At 67.4% G+C, this 24,684-nt stretch carries 22 protein-coding genes; 10 read left to right on the top strand and 12 right to left on the bottom strand.

What is annotated here, in order from left to right; translation table 11 throughout:
• Positions 1-7: 7 nt before the first annotated feature.
• Positions 8-3,364: an arabinosyltransferase domain-containing protein gene (locus tag GM1_RS07445; RefSeq protein WP_052005343.1), complete on the bottom strand. Its 3,357-nt coding sequence runs from the start codon at positions 3,362-3,364 to the stop codon at positions 8-10.
• Positions 3,357-6,605 (bottom strand): arabinosyltransferase domain-containing protein, encoded by a 3,249-nt coding sequence (locus GM1_RS07440; RefSeq protein WP_008377729.1) that lies wholly within the window; start codon positions 6,603-6,605, stop codon positions 3,357-3,359. The genes GM1_RS07445 and GM1_RS07440 overlap by 8 nt, the downstream gene beginning before the upstream one ends.
• Before the next feature lie 196 nt (positions 6,606-6,801).
• On the opposite strand from GM1_RS07440, the gene GM1_RS07435 reads away from it, so the two are divergent.
• The 3 genes from GM1_RS07435 (at position 6,802) to GM1_RS07425 (ending at position 9,710) form a co-directional block, all read left to right on the top strand.
• Complete coding sequence (locus GM1_RS07435; protein WP_008377727.1) at positions 6,802-7,473, top strand: DUF2335 domain-containing protein; 672 nt, start codon at positions 6,802-6,804, stop codon at positions 7,471-7,473.
• 149 nt (positions 7,474-7,622) lie between these two features.
• The gene (gene exaC, locus GM1_RS07430) at positions 7,623-9,146 is read left to right on the top strand and encodes an acetaldehyde dehydrogenase ExaC (protein WP_008377726.1); all 1,524 of its coding nucleotides are present in this window, start codon (positions 7,623-7,625) and stop codon (positions 9,144-9,146) included.
• A gap of 147 nt (positions 9,147-9,293) precedes the next feature.
• Entirely contained in the window at positions 9,294-9,710 is a 417-nt protein-coding gene (locus GM1_RS07425; protein ID WP_008377724.1) for a DUF779 domain-containing protein, read from the top strand.
• A gap of 18 nt (positions 9,711-9,728) precedes the next feature.
• On the opposite strand, the gene GM1_RS07420 is transcribed toward GM1_RS07425, so the two are convergent.
• Positions 9,729-10,328, bottom strand: coding sequence for a TetR/AcrR family transcriptional regulator (locus GM1_RS07420; RefSeq protein WP_223291461.1), 600 nt, complete (start codon positions 10,326-10,328; stop codon positions 9,729-9,731).
• 54 nt (positions 10,329-10,382) lie between these two features.
• Here GM1_RS07420 and GM1_RS07415 point away from each other — a divergent pair, with 54 nt between their 5' ends.
• Positions 10,383-11,699, top strand: a complete 1,317-nt coding sequence (locus GM1_RS07415; protein ID WP_008377719.1) for an oxygenase MpaB family protein — start codon at positions 10,383-10,385, stop codon at positions 11,697-11,699.
• On the opposite strand, the gene GM1_RS07410 is transcribed toward GM1_RS07415, so the two are convergent.
• The 3 genes from GM1_RS07410 to GM1_RS07400 all read right to left on the bottom strand — a co-directional run bounded on the left by GM1_RS07410 (position 11,700) and on the right by GM1_RS07400 (position 14,566).
• Positions 11,700-12,611 (bottom strand): SDR family NAD(P)-dependent oxidoreductase, encoded by a 912-nt coding sequence (locus tag GM1_RS07410; RefSeq protein WP_008377718.1) that lies wholly within the window; start codon positions 12,609-12,611, stop codon positions 11,700-11,702.
• A complete protein-coding gene (locus tag GM1_RS07405) occupies positions 12,608-13,513 on the bottom strand; it encodes an oxidoreductase (protein WP_008377716.1) in 906 nt (301 codons plus the stop codon). Before GM1_RS07405 ends, GM1_RS07410 begins: the two co-directional genes overlap by 4 nt.
• A 63-nt stretch (positions 13,514-13,576) precedes the next feature.
• Positions 13,577-14,566, bottom strand: coding sequence for a YeiH family protein (locus GM1_RS07400; protein ID WP_223291413.1), 990 nt, complete (start codon positions 14,564-14,566; stop codon positions 13,577-13,579).
• A gap of 118 nt (positions 14,567-14,684) precedes the next feature.
• Between GM1_RS07400 and GM1_RS07395 the strand changes: the two genes are divergently transcribed.
• Both GM1_RS07395 and GM1_RS07390 read left to right on the top strand, forming a co-directional pair.
• On the top strand, positions 14,685-15,584 hold the full coding sequence (locus GM1_RS07395; RefSeq protein ID WP_008377712.1) for a LysR family transcriptional regulator: 900 nt from the start codon (positions 14,685-14,687) through the stop codon (positions 15,582-15,584).
• A complete protein-coding gene (locus GM1_RS07390; protein WP_008377711.1) occupies positions 15,581-16,204 on the top strand; it encodes a class I SAM-dependent methyltransferase in 624 nt (207 codons plus the stop codon). Before GM1_RS07395 ends, GM1_RS07390 begins: the two co-directional genes overlap by 4 nt.
• Here the strand turns inward: GM1_RS07390 and GM1_RS07385 are convergent, their stop codons facing one another.
• On the bottom strand, positions 16,205-16,951 hold the full coding sequence (locus GM1_RS07385) for a LysR substrate-binding domain-containing protein (RefSeq protein ID WP_008377709.1): 747 nt from the start codon (positions 16,949-16,951) through the stop codon (positions 16,205-16,207).
• A gap of 47 nt (positions 16,952-16,998) precedes the next feature.
• On the opposite strand from GM1_RS07385, the gene GM1_RS07380 reads away from it, so the two are divergent.
• On the top strand, positions 16,999-17,418 hold the full coding sequence (locus GM1_RS07380) for a DUF5997 family protein (RefSeq protein ID WP_040519693.1): 420 nt from the start codon (positions 16,999-17,001) through the stop codon (positions 17,416-17,418).
• Positions 17,415-19,019 carry an FUSC family protein gene (locus GM1_RS07375; RefSeq protein WP_008377705.1) on the top strand — a complete coding sequence of 535 codons (1,605 nt, stop codon included), beginning with the start codon at positions 17,415-17,417 and terminating at the stop codon, positions 19,017-19,019. Before GM1_RS07380 ends, GM1_RS07375 begins: the two co-directional genes overlap by 4 nt.
• Here GM1_RS07375 and GM1_RS07370 read toward each other — a convergent pair.
• Positions 18,965-20,242, bottom strand: coding sequence for an MFS transporter (locus tag GM1_RS07370; protein ID WP_008377703.1), 1,278 nt, complete (start codon positions 20,240-20,242; stop codon positions 18,965-18,967). The two genes, GM1_RS07375 and GM1_RS07370, sit on opposite strands and share 55 nt — an antisense overlap.
• 71 nt (positions 20,243-20,313) lie before the next feature.
• On the opposite strand from GM1_RS07370, the gene GM1_RS07365 reads away from it, so the two are divergent.
• Positions 20,314-21,270, top strand: a complete 957-nt coding sequence (locus tag GM1_RS07365) for a GlxA family transcriptional regulator (protein WP_008377701.1) — start codon at positions 20,314-20,316, stop codon at positions 21,268-21,270.
• On the opposite strand, the gene GM1_RS07360 is transcribed toward GM1_RS07365, so the two are convergent.
• Genes GM1_RS07360 through GM1_RS07350 form a run of 3 tightly spaced genes read right to left on the bottom strand, consistent with a single transcriptional unit; the run spans position 21,264 to position 23,293 of the window.
• On the bottom strand, positions 21,264-22,175 hold the full coding sequence (locus tag GM1_RS07360) for a D-isomer specific 2-hydroxyacid dehydrogenase family protein (protein WP_008377699.1): 912 nt from the start codon (positions 22,173-22,175) through the stop codon (positions 21,264-21,266). The two genes, GM1_RS07365 and GM1_RS07360, sit on opposite strands and share 7 nt — an antisense overlap.
• Positions 22,176-22,188: 13 nt before the next feature.
• Complete coding sequence (locus GM1_RS07355) at positions 22,189-22,872, bottom strand: cysteine hydrolase family protein (protein WP_052005341.1); 684 nt, start codon at positions 22,870-22,872, stop codon at positions 22,189-22,191.
• Between the two features lies 1 nt (position 22,873).
• Positions 22,874-23,293, bottom strand: a complete 420-nt coding sequence (locus GM1_RS07350) for a PaaI family thioesterase (protein ID WP_008377695.1) — start codon at positions 23,291-23,293, stop codon at positions 22,874-22,876.
• An 89-nt stretch (positions 23,294-23,382) separates the two neighbouring features.
• On the opposite strand from GM1_RS07350, the gene GM1_RS07345 reads away from it, so the two are divergent.
• On the top strand, positions 23,383-23,850 hold the full coding sequence (locus GM1_RS07345; RefSeq protein WP_008377693.1) for a winged helix-turn-helix transcriptional regulator: 468 nt from the start codon (positions 23,383-23,385) through the stop codon (positions 23,848-23,850).
• A 4-nt stretch (positions 23,851-23,854) separates the two neighbouring features.
• Here the strand turns inward: GM1_RS07345 and GM1_RS07340 are convergent, their stop codons facing one another.
• Positions 23,855-24,649, bottom strand: coding sequence for a LysR family transcriptional regulator (locus GM1_RS07340; protein WP_008377691.1), 795 nt, complete (start codon positions 24,647-24,649; stop codon positions 23,855-23,857).
• Positions 24,650-24,684 lie beyond the last annotated feature (35 nt).

The following is a 24,684-nucleotide window of genomic DNA, read 5'->3' as shown; positions in this document are numbered from 1 at the left end:
CGCGCCGTCAGTTCTTGTACGGCCTCATCGGGCCCGGCGTCCAGAGTCCGTTGTGCTGCATCGTCGAGACGTCGAGGCGTGCGGTGACTTGCGGGGCGAGGGGTTCGAGTCGGCGGAGCGTGCCCCAGTCCTTGGCCCACGAGTTCCGCAGGTAGCCGGGTTTGGTGACCGACCGTAGCATGTTCTCGGTGATGCCGAGCGGGCCGCCGTAGTCGCCGGCCATCCAGCGCTGCGAGTTCACGCGCTCGCCTTCGGCGTCGGGCGTGATCCGCCATTCGGGGACCTCGAGCACACCGTTGATCGCGGCCGCGGGACGCTGGCACGGGAACGCCAGTGCGACCTCCCAGTCGAGCAGGACCGGCGCCTGCGAACCGACGAGTTCGTTCAGCGTCACGAGCTTCGTGACGCGAGGTGGTGTGACGGCGAGCCATTGTGCGGGTGCCGCGGAGACGTCGGACGCCACGATCCGGACGACCGTCGCACGCGGCGGCGCCGATGAGAGCGGGAACCGCAGGTTGCGCCATTGCGGAGCTCCTCCCGCGTCCAACGGGACCATCGAGGCGACCGTTGTGACTCGGCCGTCCTTCTCGACGCGACCGAACTCCAGTCGCAACGACTGCCCGCTGTTGAGCACTGCGAGATCGTCGAGGTACTCGACCGAACCGGCGACCGACATGGTGACCAGCGGCGCGTCACCACTGCGCGCCGGCAGGCCGTACCACGACGAAGTGAGCTTCCCGCGCCCGTTCGGCGATCCGTAGGTGCCGAGGACCGGAACCCGCTTCTGGTCCAGACCGAACGGCAGTTTCACCGACGACCCGTTGACGCCTTCGGTGCCGACCGTGCCGCCATCGGTGTCCGCCGACCCGCCGGAAGTCGACGACGAGTCCGTTGCGTCAGACGTCTGCTGAACGGCTCCGCTGGAGTCGCTGTCGGAGTCGTCTTCACTCTCGAGATGAGTCGGGACGCCGTTCGGCGTGAAGCCGTCGGCCTTGCCCTTGCCGCCTGCCAGTGCATCGGCGACGCTCATGCCCTTCTGACCGGCGACGTCCGCGGGAGCGAGCAGGCCCTTGTTCGGGTCGGCCTCGACGAGGACGTCCTCGGCCAACGCGCACGACTGCCCGCGCAGCGAGTCGACGTTCGACCGCGCCCACGTCCACGAGTCGCCCATCGCGGCCTTGCCGACCGAAGCGAACGTGAACAGCAGGACGATCGCGCACACGATGGACAGCGCGTAGCGAGGAAGCCTGCTGATGAGTCCGAGGTGCTGTGGGGCGGACTCTGCGTCTCTATCCTGCGTCTGGCCCAACGCGTCGTCGCGGTAGTACTGCCAGATGCCGAGGCCGGTGAGGGCGACGGCGGCCGCAAAGATCGGCATGTACAGGGCGAACGGACCGAAGTGCGGCGTGTCGTCAGCCCACGGAATGCCGTAGCTGCCGACGTACCACCACTGGTTGCGGCCGGCGAACGCCACCGCGAGCGCGTAGGTCGCGGCTGCGGCGAAGAACGTCCGGTTGCACCGCCGATGCAGTACTTCGGGGCGGATCATCGTGGTCGCGGCCGCAGCGAGGACGCCGGTCAGACACGCGATGGCGCCCATCTGGTGGGTCGCCTTCGTCGGGACGAAAGCCAACACCACAACCGCGCCCGCCGTCACCGACACGAGACGCCACAACGGTCCGGTCGGCATGCCGGTGATCCGGCGTCGACTGAGCAGCAGCAGAACGACAAGCAGGACGGACAAGATCGTCACGAAGATGCCGATGCGGCGCGCGATGGAACCGTCGGGAGTCGGGTTCAGCAGCACGTAGTAGCGCATGCCCTCGTTCCACCACTTGTTGGTGGGGCCGACGACGCCCTGGACTCGGACGCCTTCCATGATCGACGCGATGGTCTGATCGGAGAAGATCTCGTACAGCACGGCGACGCCGGAGGCGAGGAGCGGCATCAGCATCGGGAGCCAGCCGTCCCGGGCGCGTCGGGCGCGGAGCCGAGCCAGCAGTGGGCGCAACCCGGCCAGAAGGGCGACGGCTGCGATCGCGCCGACCGGGTGAATCGTCAACGTGAACGCGGCGGTGATGATCGCCAGCGCCCACGGGACCAGGCGACCGGACGCGATGGCACGTTCCACCAGAACCCACGTCGCGAGGACGCCGACGGTGATGGCCGGTTCCACACGGAGTCCGTTGTTGAACGGCAGCCAGACGGCGAGGAACCCGAGCGCCGCCGCCCAGTACGCCGACTTCGACGTCCGGACCGCGCGGCCCAGGCGGGGCAGTGCGAACCGGCTGATCAGGAACCATCCGGCGAGGCCGAACAGCAGCGGCAGCAGGCGCAGCCACGGCACGGATGTGCTGACCTGCATCCACAGCGACAGGTACTGGTAGTGCCAGCCGAACGGATCTTGGGGGACGCCGAAGTACCGGTAGTAGTTGTCCAGATAACCGGCTCCGGGCGCGACTCGCCCGACGGTCACCTGGTAGCCGTCGTCGGCGGTGTTGCCGCCGATGAACAGCCATACCCCGAGCACAGCCGTCACGAAGACGTCGGGAACGGTGGGCCGCCACCAGCGCTTCGGCAGCAGGCGACGCAATTTCTTGCCGTCGCGTGCGTCGAGCACGGCGAGCGCCGCGATCGACAACAGCGTCGCGAGGACGCCGATGATCAGCAGTGCGCCCTTGAGCGTCGTCGGGCTGGAGATGAAACGGGTGTCGACAGTCGAGCGGAACGTCAGCCCGTCCGGCGGCGTCGTCTTCGGCAGATCGGTGTAGACACCGAGGATCTGCGGGCGCGAGTTCGGGTCGGGGACGTCGAAGGTGGTCTGGCCGTCGCCGGTGAATCCTTCGACCGCACCTCTGGTTCCCTCGGAGTCGGCGTGCACGACGATCCGGCAGTCGGACGCGCGCTGCGCCTGCGCGCGCGGAACGTTGAGGACGACCGAACTCCGCTGCGTCACCAGGATGCGATCCGCGGTGGCACGGACGAAGAGTCCGACCTTGCCGGCCTCGGCGCCTGCGGCGGGAACAGTCGACACGAGGACTCCGCCGCTCGCCGGAAGGTCGGCGGCGAGCCGACACGGCACGGCGATGTCCATCGAGACGGGGACGTACGACACGTTCGGCGCCGCGACGTTCTGCACCACCGGCGTCGCGTCCTGCGCAGCGGCCTGCGGCCAGTTGAGCTCGGTCTTCGTGTACGAGACGGGCAGCACCGGAGAGACGACGGCCAGCAGCACACCGAGCAGACCGGCGACCACGGCGACGATCTTCGCGATCCGAACTGTGCGTTCACTCGGTCCGCGCGACGGGTCGACGGCTGCGGATTCCACGTTCTTCACTTCACTCACTGGGCGACCCCTACTCATTGGGCGACACCGCCCGGATCGGACCCGATCGCTTCCATCCCCACGCCGTCTCCGTCGATGTCGAGACCTGCGCCGTCGCCGCGTCGGGAGCGAGCGGCGTCAGTTTCAGCAGTGCTCCCCAGTCCCGGTACCAGTCGTTCTTCAGATACGTCGACACCGTCGACTCGGATGCGATGCCGTCGGTGACACCGAGGATGCCGCCACCGGACCGGTCCTGCCAGGACGTCGACTTCGACCCCGCGGTCACCTGGTCGGGCATGATGCGCCACCTCGGCTGCTCGAACACGCCGTCGCGGGCCGTCATCGGCCGCTGGCACGGGAACTGCGCGCCGACAGACAGGTCGAACAGCACCGGGGTATCGTGCCCGATGACGTCGTTCAGAGTCTTGAGGACGGGGGCGCGCGGCGGGGTGAACGCCAGCCACTCGTCCGGGTTCACGTTGGAGTCTTCGGCGACGATCCGCATGGCTGTCGCGTCGCGGGGCACTGCGGCCATCGGGATGCGCAGGTTGCGCCACGGCCGGTTGGAGCCCCAGTCGGGGTCGATCGGCACGTAGCTGCCGATCGACGTGAACTCGGTTCCCTCGCCGCGTCCGAATTCGACGACAAGCGAGCGTCCGGGCCGGGCTGCCGCGTCCTGGTCGATGGAGAAGATCGAGCCGGCTGCGGAGATCACCAGCAGGGGCGAGGCGTCGCGCGCGGGCAATGAGTACCACGACGACGTGAGGTGGGCCGTGCCGTCGTCGTAGCCGTAACTGCCCAGGACCGGCGTCCGGGCGGGATCGAGACCGAACGGGAGGGCAGCGACCGATCCGTTGACCGTGGTCGCTCCGCGTCCGCCGAGGGTTCCCGGAGTTCCGGGGGTGACGACGAACGGCGCAGACACCTTGCGGCCGGTGTGGATGGTGCCTGCCCCGATGACGATGTTCTCCGGCGTCAGATCGGCGGCCACACCGTCGGGTGTGAAACCGACGGAGTCACCGGAGAGGGCCTTCGACACGTCGGACGTCCCGATCGGCGTGAGCATCCCGGCGTTGGAGTCCGATTCGACGAGCACGTCGTCGGCCATGCCGCAGGTGTCGCCCGTGACGGCGCGCAGACCTGCGCTCAGGTTGGTGTAACTGTCGGATCGTTGGACGGCCGCGCGGGCGAAGAGCGCGCCTTCGGCGAGCAGCACCGCGACCACCAGCACCAGCATGGGCGCCGACCGGGCGACCGTCCGCCACCGGGTGTCGTGATCGATCACCTTCGACGTCGGCGGCCGGACGTGGCACCAGATGGCAGCGAGGAACGCGACGCCCGTGAGGCCGAGGAACAGCGTCGGAGCCGGAATGCCCTTGAGGCCGGGGATCTTGTCCGACCACGAGATGCCGAAGTCGTAGCTCCAGCCCCACGCGTTGGAGCCCGCCGTGGCGCCTGCACACGCGAGCATCAGCGCTGCGAGATAGATCCAGAGGTCGCGGGCAGAGCGGCGGGCCTGCTGTGCCATCACGACGGTGACGACGGCGGCCAGTGCCGCTCCGAGACCCGCGTACACGCCGAACTGCACCGTCCACTTGGTGGGCGTGAACGACAGCAGCAGGATCGTCAGGAGGGTCGCCGCGACCAGACGCCACACCGGGCCTCGGGCGATGCCGGGGATGTGCTTGCGACGCAACAGGACCGCGAGCGTCGCCAACAATGAGAGGACCAGGACGAGGACCGGCAGACGACGGGCGAGGGCGCCGTCGTCGTGCGAGAGGGTCAGGAAGTAGAAGCGCAGGAGTTCCTGGTACCAGGCCGCGGTCGGACCCACTTCGTAGCGCACGCGGATCGCTTCGCCGATCGTGGCGATGGTCTGCTGGCGGAACACCACCAGCACGACGAATGCGAAGGCCGCGCCGATCGGCGCGATGAGCGGGAGCAGTCCGGCTTCACGATGGCGGGCGCGGATCACGCGCAGCATCGGTCGGGAACCGGCGATCAGTACTGCGACGGCGATGATGCCGTGCGGTGCGGTCGCCAGAGTCATGCCTGCGAAGAGTGCGGCGAGCGCCGCGGGCAGGATGCGGCGGGTGGCGACGGCGCGCTCGGTCATCCACCAGGTCAGCAGCGAGCCGAGGACGATGATCGCCTCACTGCGCATGCCCGATGCGAACGGCATCCAGTAGGCCACGAACACGGCGGCGGCGGTCAATGCCGCCCACTGCGATCCGCGGATCGCCACGCCGAGGCGTGGCAGCAGCACACGGCTGAGGATGAACCACGACGCCAGTCCCGCGAGCAGAGCGGGCAGCCGCATCCAGATCGCGGCGGTGGAGATCTCGGCCCAGTGTCCGAGGAAGGAGTAGTACCAGTCGAACGGCGCCTCGGGGACGTTGAACCAGCGGTAGTAGTCGCCGAGGTAGCCCGCGTCGGACGCGTTGCGTCCCATCGTGAGGATGTAACCGTCGTCCGAGGATCCGGCGCCGAGGAAGTGCCAGACCACGAGCGACGCGGTGACCAGCAGATCCACAACGCTCGGGATCAGGATCTTCCAGCGTCCGACCGGCGAGAAGCGATGGCGGTGGCCGTTCGCGGAGTCGAGCTTCCACGCGGCGAACAGGGCGAGGACCACGGCGATCACGCCGACGATGATGACCAGCCACTTGAGGATCGTCGGGGTCACGTCGAACCGGTTGTCGACGTCGATCGTCACGGCGAGGCCCGCCGCCTGCGCTGCCTTGACCTGCGCGCCGTCGAGATCGGTGAACACTCCGGTGACCTGAGGCTTCTGGGCGTCCGGATCGGTCACGGCCGGTCCGACGCCCACAACTTGCGCGAACATCGTCGGTCCGTCCGACCAGACGTGGACGCTGCGGCACTTCGCGAGGTCGGCACGAGACGCCGAGACCAGCTCCACACCGCGAACGGCGACCGTCACACCCGCTTGGGATCCCGAGACCAACAGTGCGTTCTCACGAAACCCTTCGGCTTTCGTCGGCATGGACGCCACGATCGTCTTGGGCGTGTCGGCGTCGACCTGGCGCAGCACAGCGCACGGAACGCTCACGTCGAGCGATGCAGGCGTCTGAGTCGCGAGCGGTGCGACGACCGATGCGTCCGTCGAGTTCAGCGACTGCCCACTGGGCCAGTCGATGGTCGAGGACTGCTCCTGAACAGGGAGAAAGGGCGTCAACACCGCCGCCGCGATCGCGATCGATCCGGCGACAGCCGCGATGATCGCGTACGTCCGTGAGGGTGCTTCAGGCCGAGTAGACATCGAGGTGATGCTAAGCCGTCGCGCTAAGTAAAACCTGAAGGGCACCGGTATGTTGCCCCGGATGTCACATCATTGGCCGCCGATCACCGCGCATCAACATTCCCCGATACACGAGTAATCAGACTATTCACCGTAATACCCTTAAACGATTGATTGCGGCGATCTCAGCCGTCCCGATCCACGGTTGGGGATACTCTTGAATGGTGACGAAGATTCGGGACGCGAACAGTCGCGCAGCACGACGCGGCGTGGACACCATGAGCATGACCCCGCGCCCCCTGACGACAACGACCCGACGCCAGGCGACAAGCGCGCAGGCGATAGTGGCTTCGGCCACCGCGAAGGTTCGCTCAGCGAGACGTACAGCGGAGTAGCGGAGCTCGACGAGACACTCGACGCCGAGATCATCGGCGGTTCCGATGCCCGCATGATCACCGCCATCACCCAGTGGAGTGGCGACCTCCCCCGGCCCGAGGACCTGGCCGAATACGAGTCGATCCTCCCCGGAATCGCAGATCGCCTTGTCGCAATCAACGAGCGGCGCATGGGTGCAATCGAACGCGAGCTCGGAATCTCGGAAGCACGCGAACAAACGGTTCGCGAGGCTGTCCTCGGAGAAGTCGCGGTCAATACGACGCTCGCCGAAGCCGACCGAGCCGCGCTCAACCAAGGACAGTGGCTCTCATGGTCGATCAGTGCACTATGCCTGGCCGCGGTGTTCGTCGGGCTGGCCCTCGGCTACCCGCAAGCACTGTGGGCCCTCGGAGTCCCAGTCGTTCAGGCGGGCACCGTGCTTGTGCGAACCGTCACCCAGTCGCACACTCAGAACCAATCCGACACCCAGAGCGGCACCGAACTGGAGCGTTGACGCGGCGCACTACGGGATCAACCTCGCACAGACGGCGACTCCATCGACACCTCCGTCATCGTTGCAACGTGACTGCAACCATCACCGGCCTACGGTGTGTCTCACATCACCAATGATCACCGTTTAAGCTGTGCGAAGGAGTCACCACAATGGCCGTTTACGCCAAGCCCGGAACCGAGGGTTCCGTCATGAGCTTCGAGTCGCGTTACGACAACTGGATCGGCGGCAAGTGGGTTCCCCCGGTCAAGGGCCAGTACTTCGAGAATCCGTCTCCCGTCGACGGCAAGACCTTCTGCGAGGTCGCGCGTTCGACCGCCGAGGACATCGACCTCGCACTCGACGCCGCACACGCCGCCGCACCTGCTTGGGGCAAGACCTCGGTGGCCGAACGCGCGGTGATCCTCAACCAGATCGCCGACCGCATGGAGGCGAACCTCGAGAAGATCGCCGTCGCCGAGTGCTGGGAGAACGGCAAGGCCGTCCGCGAGACGCTCGCCGCCGACATCCCGCTCGCCATCGACCACTTCCGCTACTTCGCAGGCGCCATCCGCGCCCAGGAGGGCGGCATCTCGGAGATCGATCAGGACACCGTCGCCTACCACTTCCACGAGCCGCTCGGCGTCGTCGGCCAGATCATCCCGTGGAACTTCCCCATCCTGATGGCGACGTGGAAGCTCGCACCGGCACTCGCGGCGGGCAACGCGGTGGTCATCAAGCCCGCCGAGCAGACTCCGTCGTCGATCCTGTACCTGATGAGCATCATCGGCGACCTGCTGCCCGACGGCGTCGTGAACATCGTGAACGGCTTCGGCGTCGAAGCGGGCAAGCCGCTGGCGTCGAGCAACCGCATCCGCAAGATCGCGTTCACCGGTGAGACGACCACCGGCCGCCTGATCATGCAGTATGCGACCGAGAACCTGATCCCGGTGACCCTGGAACTCGGCGGCAAGAGCCCCAATCTGTTCTTCGACGACGTGATGTCGGCCGACGACGGCTACCTCGACCGCGCGCTCGAGGGCTTCTCGATGTTCGCCCTCAACCAGGGTGAGGTCTGCACCTGCCCGAGCCGCGCGCTCGTCCAGGGCGGAATCTACGACGACTTCCTGGAGAAGGCCGTCGCCCGCGTCAAGGCCATCAAGCAGGGCAACCCGCTCGACACCGACACCATGATGGGCGCACAGGCCAGCAGCGACCAGTGGGAGAAGATCAAGTCGTACCTGGCCATCGGCCGGGACGAGGGCGCCAAGGTGCTCACCGGCGGCGAACCCGCCGACCTCGGCGGCGACCTGTCCGGCGGCTACTACATCCAGCCGACAGTGTTCGCAGGCGACAACAAGATGCGAATCTTCCAAGAGGAGATCTTCGGTCCGGTGCTGGCGGTCGCGTCGTTCACCGACTACGACGACGCGATCTCGATCGCCAACGACACCCTGTACGGCCTCGGTGCCGGTGTGTGGAGCCGCAACGGCGCCGTCGCCTACCGCGCCGGTCGTGACATCCAGGCCGGCCGAGTGTGGACGAACACCTACCACGACTACCCGGCACACGCGGCGTTCGGCGGCTACAAGCAGTCCGGCGTCGGACGCGAGAACCACCTGATGATGCTCGGCCACTACCAGCAGACGAAGAACCTCCTCGTCGGCTACTCGCAGAACGCCAAGGGCTTCTTCTAGCCCCTCCACCGCCGTTCTAGCCCCCTCCACCGCCGTTCGAGCGTCCCCTCCGCCGTTCGAGCGCAGTCGAGAACCCTCGCCCGGACCGGCGTTCCCGGTCCGGGCGAGTCCCATCTCTCCACCGGAACCAGGTGAAAGGATCAACCCATGACCACCACCGCACCCGACCGAGTAGTAGCGACCCAAGCGGGCGTCGACCTTCTCACCAAACTGTCGGAGCTGCACGGCGGACTGATGATCCACCAGTCCGGCGGCTGCTGCGACGGGTCGGCGCCGATGTGTTACCCGGTCGGCGAGTTCCGCATCGGTCAGCGCGACGTGCTCGTCGGCGAGATAGATCTGCCCGATCCACTCCCCGCGGTGCGAGTCTGGATCGGAGGCGACCAGTTCGAGGCGTGGAAACACACGCAGTTGATCATCGACGTCGTCCCCGGTCGCGGTGCGGGCTTCTCCCTCGAAGCGCCCGAAGGTGTGCGTTTCCTGTCCCGCGCCCGCGCTTTCACCGACGACGAGAACAACCTGCTGGAGGCGTCACCGCCGAAGGTCGGAGCGGACTTCGACTGACACGTCGACGAGCGAGCCTCACCGTCCGGAGCGGCGAGCGATCGCAGCGGGAATGAACGCACGGAGCCGATCGGCGGTGACGGCCGTTGGATTCACGACGTGCTGGTGGAGTAGTTCACTGCCTGCCGCGTGCAGTGCGAGCGCCGTCAGCTCTGGGTCTTCCAAGTCGGGATTCAAACGCTCGAGTTCGTCCTGCAGAAAGCCCCGGACCAGCTTCGTCGACTCCGCGAGACGCGCGTGCAGTTCCGGCGGAGCGCCTTGCGGCGGAGACAAGAACAGTCGCCACGCAGACGGATTCTCGTCGATCGCGGCGAGAACACCGTCGAAGACCGTGTCGAACGTCGGGCGCTCCGGCTGGTCTGCGGCCGCGGCGACCGCTGCAGCGAACCCCTCGCCCGCGATGGTGATCTCACGGTCGATGAGCGCGACGAAGAGGCCTGCGAGATCACCGAACTGCTGGTAGACGAGCGACCGGTCGACGCCTGCCCCTGCCGCGATCCGGCCGGGCGTCACTTCGTGAAATCCCTCGTCCAGCACGATCGACCTGGTGACGTCGAGAATCTGTTCACGGCGTTGCGCCGCGCTCATTCGTCGTCGTCCCGTGGTCACCCTTGACATCATAACTCACAGTCTGTGAGCATCAACTCACACACTGTGAGAAATGAGGATGTCGTGACCACGCATTTCCCCCGACTCGCGGAGACGGTCCACAGCCAACAACACCGACTCCCCAGTTTGTACGGCGACTTCGACTTCGACGCAGTCCCGTACCGGCTCACGACTGATCCGTCTGACGCCTCGGCCCTTCCGGCCCGCGTCGGCGACCGGCAATCGCTGCTCGACGACCCGGAGACCGTCGAGCTGATGAGCATCGCCACATTTCTCGGCGACATCCCGGCCGACAGCTACGCGGCGCTGTCGGCGTCGCACAGCGTGTCGCACCTGATCGCGATGCTGCGTACCGCGTGCCAGCAGGGATTGGACGCGGTGCCCGACGCTCCGCCAGAGCTCTCGTCGTTCATCCGTGCCCTCGAGGACACGCCCGACTGGATCGACATGTCGCTGGTAGCCGAGGGCGCGCGCCGCGCCCGAGTGGACGCAGCACTGTTGGCGCCCTTCATCACCCGCGGCGCGTTCATCGCAACGTTCACCAACACGTACGCCGCCCTCCCGATGGCTCTGACCGGCGCGTTGTCGGGCAAGCGGGCGGCCCATCGCGTCAACGAGACGACAAGCTTCTTCGCGGTCACCACGATGCCGGGTGCGCTCGACCGCTTCGGCCCGGGGTTCGAGGCGGCGGCGATGGTGCGTCTGATGCACTCGATGGTCCGTTTCCACGCCCTCACGAAGTCGGACGTGTGGGACACCTCGGTGTACGGACTGCCAGTTCCGCAGGTCGACCAGATGCCCGCCGGGCTCATCGGGATGTACCTGCTGTCCCAGCGGGTGATCCGGGCCGGCCGGTCGTCGTTCACGCCGGGCGAACGTGCGCTCGTCGAGTTCTCTCGATACCGATGCTTCCTCCTCGGCCTGCCCGAGGAGTTGGTGCCGTCGGAGCCCGACGACATCATTCGTCAGTTCCACGGCCGGGCCGCAGTGCTGCGTCACGGGTTCGACGAGACATGCCGGCGCCTGGTGAATTCCACCATGAGCGCCTATCTACGACCCACCGAGTCGTGGTTCGACCGGATCGCCGACGCCGTCGAGCGCAGTTACAGCGCAGTGGGTTTCATGATCGCGTTCTGCGGGGGCGACAGTCGAGCTGCGGCGCGCATGGGAGTCGACATCGGCGTCGCCGACTACGCCCGCATCGCCGCGACCGCGCCGTTCATCGTGGGTCGCATCGCCGCGGTCCGCACCGCGGTCCGGGTACCCGTTCTCCGTGACCCGGTGGATCACTATCTCGTCCGCCTGCTCGACCGACGCCTCGTCACGTACGGCAAGCCCGAGTACACGAGCGATTCGTCGACCTATACGCCTGCGGTCTGATCACGACCGCTCAGACGGTCCCCGTCCGCCGCGTGCCGCAGCCGACTCCGGGACCGCCAAGTAGTCGACCTGCCGCCAGAGCGCCATCGACCCCGGCACGACAGTCGTCCCGACCGTTGCGGCTTCACCGACGAGCGTCGACACCCGCGGACGGCCGTACTTGATCCCTCGCATGACCAACGTGGCAGCCTGACCGGCGCTGATGCTCGACGCCTTCCGGTACGCGCCCGTCGGTTCGATCATCGGAGTCCGCGTCAGCGGCATCTTGACCGACGTGACGGTCAAGCCACGACCCGCGACTTCGCCGGCCAACACCTCGCCGAACGCGTCGAGCGCGGCTTTGCTCGCGGCATACGCGCCGAAGCGCGGACCGAGGGCCTGAGTCGCGATGCTCGACACGTTCACGATCCGTCCGCGGCGGCGCTCGATCATGCCCGGCAGCACTGCCAGCGTGCAGGCGACGGCGCCGAAATAGTTCACGTCCATGGTCCGCCGGTAGTCGTGCATGCGATCGGCCGCATTCACCGTCGACCGACGAATCGATCGACCCGCGTTGTTGACGAGCACATCGATCGGACCGACAGACTCTTCGATGTCGGCCATCATCGACCTGACCGCGTGCTCGTCGGTCACATCACACTGGCGCACGTGGATCTCACCCGATCGGGACAGCTCGGCGCGCGCCTGCTCGAGTTCGTCCAGTCGCCGGGCGACGATGACCACGCGAGCGCCCTCGCCGAGGCACCGACGTGCCGTCGCGAGGCCGATCCCAGAGCTTCCACCGGTCACGACCACCACACGCCCGACCAGGTCGAGAGCGCCCAAACGCATGGCCGACGCAGCGTTCTTGACGACATAGCGCTCGATCCCGCGCCGCGCTCCCCACAGCCTGTCCAACGGTCCCGCGCTCATGACTGGACTCCGTCGCGCACCGCGCCGTCGAAGGCGAATTCGACGCCGGTCATCTTCTCCGACTCCGTCCACAGCCGTGCAGCGAGGCGGGAGTTCCGCGAGAGGCGTGTCGAGCGTGATGGCCGCACCGGCCCGCGGGACCCGATGAGCAGCCCCGTCGGTCCCCAGAACACGTCGGGATCGGCCGTTTCCGTCGCCGCGAACAGAGTCGACTCGGCCGCCTTCTCCGGCGGATGTCCCACCAGGCTCGCGCCCAGCACGCCAACGCGATCGAAGACGGTCTCCGTCCGAGCGAACAGATCGGTCCCCGACACGCCCGGATGGACTCCGTATGAGCGGACCGAGCTCCCGGCGTCGCGGAGCCGTCGTTCCAACTCGCGAGCGAACATCAAGTTCGCGAGCTTCGACTGCGCGTATGCGAGGTTCCGCTGGTACCTGCGGTGTCGATAGTCGAGGTCGTCGATCCACAGCTTGGGCGTCTGACTGTGGGCGATGCTCGACAGGGTGACCACTCGGTCGGTGATCTTGTCGAGCAGCAGCCCGGTCAGCGCGAAGTGCCCGAGATGGTTCACACCGAACTGCATCTCGAACCCGTCCACGGTGCGGCGGAACGGGATGTTCATCAACCCGGCGTTGTTGATGAGGACGTCGAACTCCCCCTGCCCTGTGGCGAAGGATCGCACCGACGACAGGTCGGCGAGGTCGAGCCGAGCGACGGTCACATCACCGCCGATCTCACCTGCGACCCTCTCCGCTTTGGCGACGTCCCGGCACGCCAGGACAACGGCGCCGCCCTTGTCGGCCAGTCGCTTCGCCGTCACCGAGCCGAGGCCGCCGTTGGCTCCCGTGATGATGAAACGCCGCCCGGTCTGATCCCCGATGTGATCCGCAGACCAACTCATGTGTGCCTCCCTGAGCCGTTTCGACCTCAGAGTAAGCGTTACCGGCGGTTACGGCAATGGTTGTCAGGCGGCGAGCAGTACACCGACCAGCGCGATCGCGGCCACGAGGACCGTGCCCGACGCGGCGAGGACGAGGGGGCGAAGTCCAACACGACGCATGACGTCGATCCGGATTCCGGCGCCGAGAGCGAACATCGCCGTGGTGAGGGCGATCTTCTGAAGGTCACCACCGATCGAGAGCGCCACGTCCGGCAGCACACCGGACGACCGCAACGCGACGAAGCCGAGGAACCCGAGCACGAACAGCGGGACCAGCGGAGGACGCTTTCCGCCGTCACCGATCTCCTTGCGCTGCCGCACGCTGATCACGGCGAGCACCGGCGCGAGCATCACGACGCGTGCGAGTTTGACGACCACCGCCACGGCCAACGCGCTGCCGCTGATCATTCCACCGGCCGCGACGACCTGTGCGACCTCGTGGATCGAGCCGCCGGCCCACATGCCCGCGGTCGAATCCGACAGACCCATCACGCTCGACAGGAACGGCACTGCCGGAATCATGAGAGTGCCGAAGACGACAACACATCCGACCGCGGCCGCGACGTCCTCTTCTTTGGCGTCGATCACTCCGTCGACGGCGGCGACCGCCGCTGCACCGCAGATCGACATGCCACACGCGATCAGGAGCCGCTGGGCGAAGGGCACACCGAGCAATTTGCCGATGTAGAGGGTGCCGACGATGCCGCCGCCCACGATCGCCACGACCACCGCGATGACACCGACGCCGAGGCCGAGGATGTCGCCGACGACGAGCTGCAGGCCGAGGAGCGCAACGCCGATGCGCAGCAGCGTCTTGGACGCGAACGTTAGACCCGGACGAAGTGTGGCCGGCAGGGTGATCATGTTCGCACACACGGCGCCGAGCAGGATCGCGATGAGCAACGGGCTCATCGCTGGGAGCACGGCCGACAGACTGACCGCCACGGCCGCCCCGAGACCTGCGAGTGCGAGGCCGGGGAGGACTCCGGCGGTCTGCGGCTTGAGGATCGTCATACGTCCACTGTGGCCGCGGATCGGTGCACCCGGTACCCCGATCCCGAGCATGGATTCATATCTACTTGATATGGGTGATCCATATCTGAACGACATCTCCGCAGGTTATGGTCATGGCATGGATGTGCGATCACTCGACCTGGGTGCGCTGGAGCTGCTCGTCGGCGTCGACGACCACGGCAGCCTGAGCGCGGCGGCCCGGATGACGGGCGTCGCCCAGCCGAACGCGAGCCGATCGATCTCACGCCTGGAACGTCAGCTGGGTGTGCCCTTGATCAAACGGGCGACCGCAGGCTCCACGCTCACTCCCCAGGGAACCGTCTTGGTCCACTGGGCCCGCCAGATCGTCGACGGCGCCACCGAACTCCTGGACGTCGCAGAGGGCCTCAAGTCCGATCACACGGCGGAACTGACCGTCGGCGCGTCGATGACCGTCGCCGAGCACCTGCTGCCCCGCTGGCTCGGCACATTCCGCGCCAAGTTTCCCGAGGTGACCGTCCATCTACGTGTGCAGAACTCGTCGACCGTATTCGTGTCGTTGGCGAACGACGCCTGCGACCTCGGTTTTGTCGAGTCTCCGTCTGTGCCGTCGAAGCTGTGCAGCACCGTCGTCGCCCGCGACCGGCTCGTGCTCGTGGTTCCACCCGATCATCCGTGGACGCGGCGCCGACGGAAGGTCAGCGCAGTAGAGCTCGCTGCGACTCCACTCCTGGTCAGAGAGCCCGGGTCGGGCACCCGCACCACACTCGACGACGCGCTGTCAGCGTTCCCGCGCGCCGAGCCGATCCTCGAACTGGGGAGCAGCGCCGCGATCCGAACGTCGGTCGCCGCCGGAGTCGGGCCCGCCGTGCTGAGCAGCCTCGCGATCGCCGACGACGCACGCTCCGGTGCGGTCCGGCCGGTCGAGGTGGACGGCCTCGACCTGTCCCGTGCGCTCCGCGCCGTGTGGCGACCTCCACGTGAACTGCGGGGCCCCGCAGCCGAACTCGTCCGCATCGCCCGAGGGAGCAACACATGACCGCCGAACAACTCGGCTACGACAAGATGGCGCAGACGTATGCCGACCTGATTCCCGACACGTTCGGATCGCCGCTCGAACAGGCCGCGGTGGACGCGTTCGCTTCGGAGGCACGCGGCTCGGACCTCGGCTCGACGATCGTCGACGTCGGCTGCGGCATCGGACATGTCGCGGCGTATCTCACCGACACCGGCTTCACCGTGCTGGCGGTCGACCCGAGCACCGGCATGCGTGAACAGGCCGAACTCGCGCACCCCGACCTGGAGTTCTCCGCCGACGACGCATCGCTGAGCACCGTCGACCTGTCGGCGGTCGCCGGGGTCGTCGCCCGGTACAGCCTCATCCACGTACCGCCGATCGGTGTGCGCGAAGCTCTGGCTGACTGGGCGTCCCGTCTGCCGTCCGGGGCGTGCGTCCTCCTGGCCGGACAGTCGAGCGATGAACCCGGCGTCGCCGAGTTCGATCACGCAGTCGCCCCCGCCTGGCGATGGCATCCCGACTCGATCGCCGAAGCCGTCACAGATGCCGGTTTCACTGAACTGTGGCGGACGGTGAGCCGACCGGCGGAAGGATTCCACCGTTTCCCCGAGTTCCACCTGTGTGCGAAGAGACTCCGGTGATCAGCGTGACGGCCGACGACGGCGGCCTGCGCTCTTCCCCTTGCCCGGGATCTTCCCCGCGGCTTCGCGGTTTGCGCGCTTGGCTGCGGCCTTCTCCTTGGCCGACCGTTTCGGAGCGGGTTCGGAGCCCCCACGCGACGACGTGGCCTTGCGGCCCCGGACGATGCCGATGAACTCGTCACACAGCTCAGACGTCGGTGCCGACCAGAGGAGACCGACAGTGCTCGTCGGTGCATCCGTCACCGGCCGGTAGACGAGGTCTTTGCGGTGATGCAGTCGCGCCAACGACTGCGGGACCAACAGGAGTCCGATTCCGGCGGCGACGAGCTCGATCGCGTCGGCCACCGTGTCGGGTCGATGTTCGACAGCCGCACCCGGACGGTCGGGCACCACAAGCGGCTCGTCGAGCGGCCACAGGAACGGCTCGTCCGCGACGTCCGCGAACGTCAACTCGTCACCCGCGGTGAGGCCGTGGTCCCTCGGCAGCACCACGACAGTGGTCTCCTCGTACAGCGAGATCGTGTGGTGGGGGCCGGGATCGCCGTGTGCGAGAGCATCGGGCAAGCGCGTGATCGTGACGTCCGCGTCGTCGGAGGCGACCGCTCCAGCGGTGTCGGCGACGTCGAGGGCGACGAGGTCGAGCGGCACTTGCGGAAGCCGCTCTTTCCAGATCCTCACCCACTTGGCCGGGGTGACGCCGGGCACGTACCCGAGAGTGAAGCGGCGCGGCGTTTCGGGCGAGGTCACGGTTCGAGGCTACCGCCCGATACCCTGGACTCATGAGCTCGCAGTCGATGAAACCGGCCACCGCCGCCAAGAAGTTGGACGTCTACCTGCCGGCGACCCCCGCAGAGTTCCGCGAAGGCCTGATCACCCGCACCGCACTCGAAGCCCTGCAGGCCGATCCGCCGCAGTGGCTCCGTGACCTGCGGGCCAATGGACCGCATCCGAAGAACCTGGTGGCGGGCAAGCTCGGCATCTCGAATTCGGCACTCGTCCGCGGCGAGATCACTGAAGCACTGACGACTGAGCAGATCAACGCCTTGCTCGAAGAGATGCCGGAGTGGCTGGCCGCAGAACGCGCCCTGCACGTCGAGGTATTGCGCGAAGAGCGCCGTGTGCGGTCGCTGCACGGCGATCGCCGTCGAGCTCGGGAGCAGGCCGAGGCGGAGGCAGCCGCCGAATCCGACGTCGAGGCAGATCCGGCCGAGTGACCACCGGGCAGACTTCGGATCCGCTCCCGCCACAGCGGCCCGCGATTCGAGGTGTGCTCCTGCGCCGGCCGTCTGCACGCGGACGATGGGCGCCCGCCGCTCGGGCCGGCCTGTCGCTCGCGCTGCCCGCAACGATCCTCGCCCTCTGCGGTTTCGGCACAGGCTCGCTCCTCGCCGCCATGGGCGCGTTCGCCGTCCTGTATGGGGAGCGGCGTGCGTATCTGGTCCGATGGCGAGTGATCCTGACCGCCGGGGTGCTGCTGACGGCGATGGCCGCGCTCTTCGGCGCTCTCGGTTCGCTCGCAGGCCCGGACGCCTCGACCGTGGTGGACCTGGGTGTTGTCGGCGCCCTCGCCGTGTGCGCGGGCATCAGTGTGTTCGCAGGAAACGCGCTGCGCCTCGGTCCTCCCGGACCGTTCTTCTTCGTCCTCGTCGCGGGGGTCTCCCAACTCGTCACTCGTCACGGCGTCGACGTCGGTCATCTGGTGATGTTCAGTGCGGCGGGGGCCCTGGCCTCGCTGGTCGTGGGAATGGCGCCCGTGCTGTCGCACCCGCGTGGACCGGAGACGGCCGCGACGACTGCGGCGCTGGAGGCGGCCGAAAGTTACCTCGCATCGAACTCGGGCGCCGATCCCGCGGCGCGACACGGCGTTGCACTCTCGACCTTGAACGCGTGGACGGTCCTGCACGATGCGGCCGCCACCGACAGCGAGCTCGCGCAACGCTTGTGGGCGGCGCATCAGAAGGTCCACGACGCGCAGGTCAGCAGCTTTGTCGCCCCGCTCCCCCGGCCGAGCGTCGCCCGCCGCCTGGCGTTCGCCGCGCGACTCGACAGCCACGCCGCGGTGTCGGCGTTCCGTGCGGCAGTCGCCGCAGCACTCGCGGGGTCGATCGCCGTGCTCTCCGGACTCGGTCGACCCGATTGGGCGATCCTCGGCGCCGTGCTCGTTCTGCAACTCGGCCCCGATCGCGTGCACGGTTCCATCCGCGGCGCTCAGCGTGTGCTCGGCACAGTGGCGGGCGTCGCCCTGTACGCGATCCTCCACGTACTCGACCTGCACGTTGGTCCGCTGATCGTCGTCCTCGCGATCCTCAACGTGCTGATCGAGTTGACGGTCGCGACGAATTACGCCGTCGCTGTCCTGTTCATCACCCCGTTGGCGCTGCTCATGGGCGGTCCGAGCACGCCCCTGCCAGTACAGATAGGCGAGCGGATCGGCGAGACCGTTCTCGGCGTGGCCGTGGCGATCGCCGCCGTCTGGCTGCTATTGCCCCGCATCCACCGGCGGACACTGCACAGTGCCGACTCAGCCGTTCTACACGCGGGCACCCGAGTGCTCACCGACGGCGCGACGTCGCCCGTCGACGCAGACGGCATGCGACAGAACCGCCGCGACCTGCAGTGGCAGCTCGTCGAGGCTGAACTCGCCGCCACCGACAGCGCATGTGACGAGCCCGCGTGGGCTCGTGAGCAATGGCCCGAGCACACGCGTATCGCGGCCGTCGGCTACGACGTGCTGGGCGCGTGTTGGCGGACGCCGCTGGGTCAGCCGATCGGCGACGGAGTCCGGGCCGAGCTCTCTTCCCGCATCACGCACTGACGCGGCACCGCCCAGCACAAGAATCCGGCGACGACACACAGGACCGCCGCGGTGTAGAACGCCGGATCGTAGCCGCCGGACGCATCACGGATCGCTCCGGCGCCGAACGCCGCGACGGCCGCTCCGAGCTGATGAGCAGCGAAGATCCACCCGAAGACGACAGGGGTCGCGTCGCCGAACTGCTCGCGAGCCAACGCCATCGTCGGCGGCACGGTCGCCACCCAGTCCAGCCCGTAGAACAGGATGAACACCCAGACGCTCGGAGTTGCCGTCGCCCCGAGGATCGATGGAAGTCCGGCCAGCGCGATGCCCCGTCCAAGGTAATAGATCACCAGCAGGATCCGCGGGTCGACACGATCGGTGAGCCATCCCGACGCGATGGTTCCGACCACGTCGAAGACTCCGACGAGCGCCAGCAGCGACGCCGCCGTCGTCGCGGGCATGCCGTGGTCGCCCGCCGCCGGGATGAAGTGCGTCTGCAGGAGTCCGTTGGTCGTCGCTCCGCAGATCGCGAAGCTGGCCGCGAGCAGCCAGAACACGGGTCGTCGTGCGCCGAGCGCGAGTCCGCTGAGTGCCGCACGCGCCATCCCGCGGTCTTCCCGAACCGGTGCCGTGACCTCCGTCGACCCGAACGCAGCCATTCCCATGTCCGACGGCCACGACCGCAGCAGCAGACCGGCGACCGGCACCACCGCGAGAGCGACGGCGGTGACAACCAGAACCGACGTTCGCCAGCCGTGCGCGTCGGCCAGCGCCGCCACGATCGGCAGGAAGATCAGTTGTCCGGTGGCCGAGGCCGCGGTCAACACTCCGGTCACGAGCCCTCGCCGCTGGACGAACCAGCGGGTGGCGATCGTCGCGACGAACGCGGTCGAGAGCGCGCCGGTGCCCAGCCCGACGAGCACACCCCACAGCAGCACGAGCTGCCAACTAGCCGTCATGACAACCGCGAGTCCCGTGCCCGCGGCGATCAGAGCCAGCGCCGCCGTCACCACCGGTCGGATTCCGAACTTGTCCATGAGCGCGGCGGCGAACGGTGCGGTGAGCCCGTAGAGCGCCATGTTGACGCTCATCGCAGCACCGATGGTGCCGTGCGACCACCCGAACTCGTGGTGCAGCGGATCCATCAGGACGCCGGGGACCGACCGGAAGCCTGCCGCCCCGAGAATCGTCAGGAAAGCCACGCCCGCGATCACCCAGGCGTAGTGGATGCGAAGTTTCACGTGAATCAGAATGCCCGGCGTCCAGGCGCAGAACCAGTGGCATGAATGCCAATGAATGGCAGAATAATGCCATGCACACCGTTGCCGTTCTGCTCGTCGAACCCGTCATCGGATTCGACGCGACCATCGCACCCACCTGTTTCGGCAAGGCCGACGACGAGGACGGGAATCCGCTGTACGAGGTTGTCACCTGCAGTGTCAGCGGAGACCCGGTCCAGTCGACGAACGGCTACGCGATCGCACCGGAGTCGGACGCGTCGGTTCTCGCCCGCGCCGACACCGTGGTGATCCCCGGGACGAAGTGCCCACCCGCACGTGCGTCAGGTGAACTGCCAGACGATCTGCGCGAGGCCCTCACCCTGATACGGCCGAGCACCCGACTGGTGTCGATCTGCACCGGTGCCTTCATCCTCGCGGCCGCAGGACTGCTCGACGGCCGTCCCGTCACCACACATTGGCAGGCAGGCGCCGATCTACATCGGCTGCATCCGACGGTCACGCTGATAGATCACGTCCTGTACGTCGACGACGGCGACATCCTCACCTCGGCCGGAGTCGCATCGGGTATCGACCTGTGCCTGCACATCATCCGTGGTGACCACGGCACCGCCGCCGCGGCCCGCGTCGCCAGGTACTGCGTTCTGCCGCCCGCCCGCGAAGGGACTCATCCGCAGTTCGTCGACCGCCCCGTGCCCGCACGGGGCGAAGGAAGCACCGCCGCGGCGAGACGGTGGGCGACCGAGAATCCGGCGGAGAACTTGTCTGTCGACCGTCTGGCGCGGCAATCGGAGATGAGCGTTCGCACGTTCAATCGGCGGTTCCGCGAAGAGACCGGCCAGACGCCGGGAGTCTGGGTGCAACGACTGCGACTCGACCACGCGCGCGAGTTGCTCGAACGCAGCGACCTCTCGATCGACGCAGTCGCCGAACGATCGGGGCTCGGCAGCTCGGCGAGCCTCCGCGTCCACCTGCGTCGTGACACCGGGATGCCGCCCGCCATGTACCGACGGGCGTTTCAGGCTCAGTAGCCGCGTCCGACCTCGACCTGCGAGATCAGGTCGTCACCCGCGGCGAAGCGTCGGAGGTTCTCGGCCAGAAACGGCGCCATCTCGGTTGTCAGACGCCCGGCCGGGTTCGCGACGTGCGGCGTGATCACCACGTTGTCCAAGCTGAACAGTGGATCGTCGAGCGACGGCGGTTCCGGGTCTGTGACGTCGAGACCCGCGCCTGCGATCACGCCACCGACCAGCGCCCGGTACAGCGCTTCCTGGTCGATCAATGGCCCGCGGGCGACGTTCACCACCCACGAATGGGGCTTGAGGAGAGCGAGAGTCCGGTCGTTGATCACGTGCCGCGTCTCCGCGGTGTCGGGTGCCGCCAACACCACGTGGTCGGCGAGCGTCAACGCCTCATCGGTCTTCGATGCAGGCAACGTGAGGTCGGCCCCGTCGACTTGTCGGCCCGATCTGTTGACGGCGATCACCGAGGCCCCGCACGCAGCCAGCATCGGAGTGAGCGCTCGGCCGATCCCGCCCGCACCGAGGATCACGACCGTCGCACCGCGCAGCGTGCGCACTGCGGGATCGACGGTGTCCTTCGCCCAGCGGCTCCGCGCAGATGCGACTACCTGGCGTGTTCCCGCAAGCAGGAGCGCAAGCGCGTGTTCGGCGCATCCCTGTGCGTAGAAACCGGACGCATTGGTCCACACGCGACGATCGTCGAGCACGCCTGCGTCGACGAACCGTTCGATGCCGGCGGTACTGAGTGCGACCCACTCGACGGAGTCCGGCAGTTCGGGAAAGCCGTCTGGCCCTCCCAGCCACACCAGGATCTGAGCGTGGTCCAGCGGGACGAGTTCCGCTCCCGCGTCGCTGACCGCTCCCACCACGTGAGGGTCGTGTTCCGGTTCGACGGCGACGCGCAATGAGCTCATGCGTTCATCTGTATCACTCCTCTTCACATCGATGAGCGCCCGGAGCAGGTGGGATCACGCTCAACTCGGCGACGGCGTCGTCGACCGTCCGAAGACGAACACCGATCAACTCCAGATCGGCGAGTCGTTCCGGCGTGGTCTGCGACGTCGCGTCAACGACTAGAACGGTCCGGTAGTCACGTTCCGAAGCGTCGAACAGCGTCGCGCGCGGACAGTTCGGGAGATTGCACCCGGCCACGACGACGGTGTCGATCCCCAGGTCGCGAAGCCTGCGGTCCAGCGGCGTCCGGTGAAACGCCGACCAGCGCGGCTTGTACATCACCGACTCGTCGGGGCCGATCAGCTGGATTTCGCCGCTCCGCAGCAGGTTCCAATCGAGCGTCAGATCGTGAGGCAGCAGCGCGGCAGGGATGTCCGCGCCCGTCGTCCCGGGCTGGACGACCGCGTCGCCCGACTCGATCGCCGCTCGTCGTACGAGGTCGACATCCGATTCCCCCGCCCGGTATGACCGGACCACGTGCACGATCGGCCTGCCCACTGCTCGGAACGAAGTCGCGAGGCGAGCGAGTCCCGGAATTCGATCAGCCGTCCCAGCGACCGCACTCGGCCCACTTGCGAAGTCGTTCTGGACATCGATGATCAGCAGGGCGGAGGTCGCCCAATCGGGATCGAGATACATACCCCGATCATGGCTCATGTCAGGAGGGCAGAGGAACGTTCTGCAGCCGCAGTTGCCCGCGGGCGAGAGTCTTGCCCGTCGCCTCATCCGCCACTTCGACGAGCCACAGTTGCTGGGTCCGGCCCTGTTGGATCGGCTCAGCGGTCACCGTCGCGCGACCTCCCGTCGACGGGCGGAGGAAGTCGGTGGCGTTATGGACGCCGACGGCGAACTGACCGCGGTCGGCGACGGCGGCGCTCGCACCGATACTGCCCGCGCTTTCGACGAAGGTTGCGTACACGCCGCCGTGCACCACTCCCCACGGCGTGTGATGGCGTTCGTCGAGATCGACGTATCCCTCCACACGAGTTCCCGTCACCAGCGTCGGTATCAGACCCGCGGCTCGGAGGAACTCGCTCGCACCGTCGAGGCCGACGTCTGGCATCGCATTGTCAGTCATTGGGGTTCTCCTTCACATCTGACTTCTGATTACGAAGCTAGATCGAGAGAACTCTGACTGTCAATAGCGAAGTCAGCTAGGCTGGACAAATGAAGTGGCTCGACATCGACCCGGGGAATTGCTCAGTGCAGCGGACCCTCGACGTGATCGGTGACCGGTGGAGCGTCCTCGTCCTCCGCGAGGTGTTCAACGGTGTGCGGCGCTTCGATCAGATCAAGTCACACACCGGCATCTCCGACTCCGTGCTCTCCGACCGCCTCCGACGTCTCGTCGACAACGAGGTTCTCCACGCAGTCGAGTACCAGGAGACAGGTGCGCGGCGACGCAAGGAGTACCGACTGACGCCGGCCGGATTCGACCTTCAACCGGTCCTGCTCTCGCTGCTGAGTTGGGGCGACGCGCATCGCGCCGATCCGACAGGACCAGCGCTGACCATGGTCCACGACGACTGCGGTGCGCCCGTCACGCTTGACCTGCGGTGCGCAGCAGGTCATCAGATCGAGAACCGGCGTGACATTCACGCCGAACCGGGACCCGGCGCCCGCATCCACGAGTGATGGGTCACCGGAGCCGGGGCGCCGGCCCCAACAGCCGAACTGTGACTGGCGGAAGATCCGGACACTGCAGATAGACGGTCCGCGGATGAATGTGGAACTCGGCGGTGCTGACCGACGTGACGCCGAACCTGTCCGATACCGCCGCGATCGCATTCAGCCAGGTCAGCGGATCGGGCACCACAACGGGCTCACCGTCGAACGCGCCCCAGAGATCATGCGGGACGGTCCCCGCCCCTTCGCTCAGAACCGGTGTCGAGTCCGCGCACAGTTCGGCCAACGCCACCGACTCCCGGTCGGCTAGACGATGACGGGCGTTCACCAGGACAACCCGACGCTCCGACTCCTCCACGAGCAGCGTCGTGTGCGCCGGCACCGGCACGTCGGGCGACGGAATCCGGATCAGGGCACGGTCGACTCTGCCGTGGACCAGTTCACCGACCGGATCAACCGCATGCCGCAGTTCGTACGACGGCCCCGCGTCGAGCGCTCGTTCGAGCTTCGGCGTCAGACCACCCCACGCGTATCCGATGGTCAGAGGGCCGTCCGAACCGCCGGTCCCGAACAATTCGTCGTACCCGTCGACGATCCGCCCTATCCCGACCAAGAGTTCGGCTGCGCCAGGCACGAGTCGAGCACCCGTCGACCGGCGGTCGAACAGCGGGGCCCCGAGGGCCCGTTCCACGTCGGCCACGGCACGGCTGACCGTCGGCTGCGACACCCCGAGGGCTCGTGCGGCCGCCGAGATTCCGCCCGCGCGGGCCACGGTCACGACGTACCGCAGCCTCTCTATCTCAGCCATACGTCAACTGTATGGGTATTGCGATCGTGGCACTC

This window comes from Gordonia malaquae NBRC 108250 (genome assembly GCF_000344135.1).
Taxonomy (GTDB): domain Bacteria; phylum Actinomycetota; class Actinomycetes; order Mycobacteriales; family Mycobacteriaceae; genus Gordonia; species Gordonia malaquae.
Note: the sequence above shows the minus strand (reverse complement) of the source record. Positions and strands in the feature narration are given on the sequence as shown.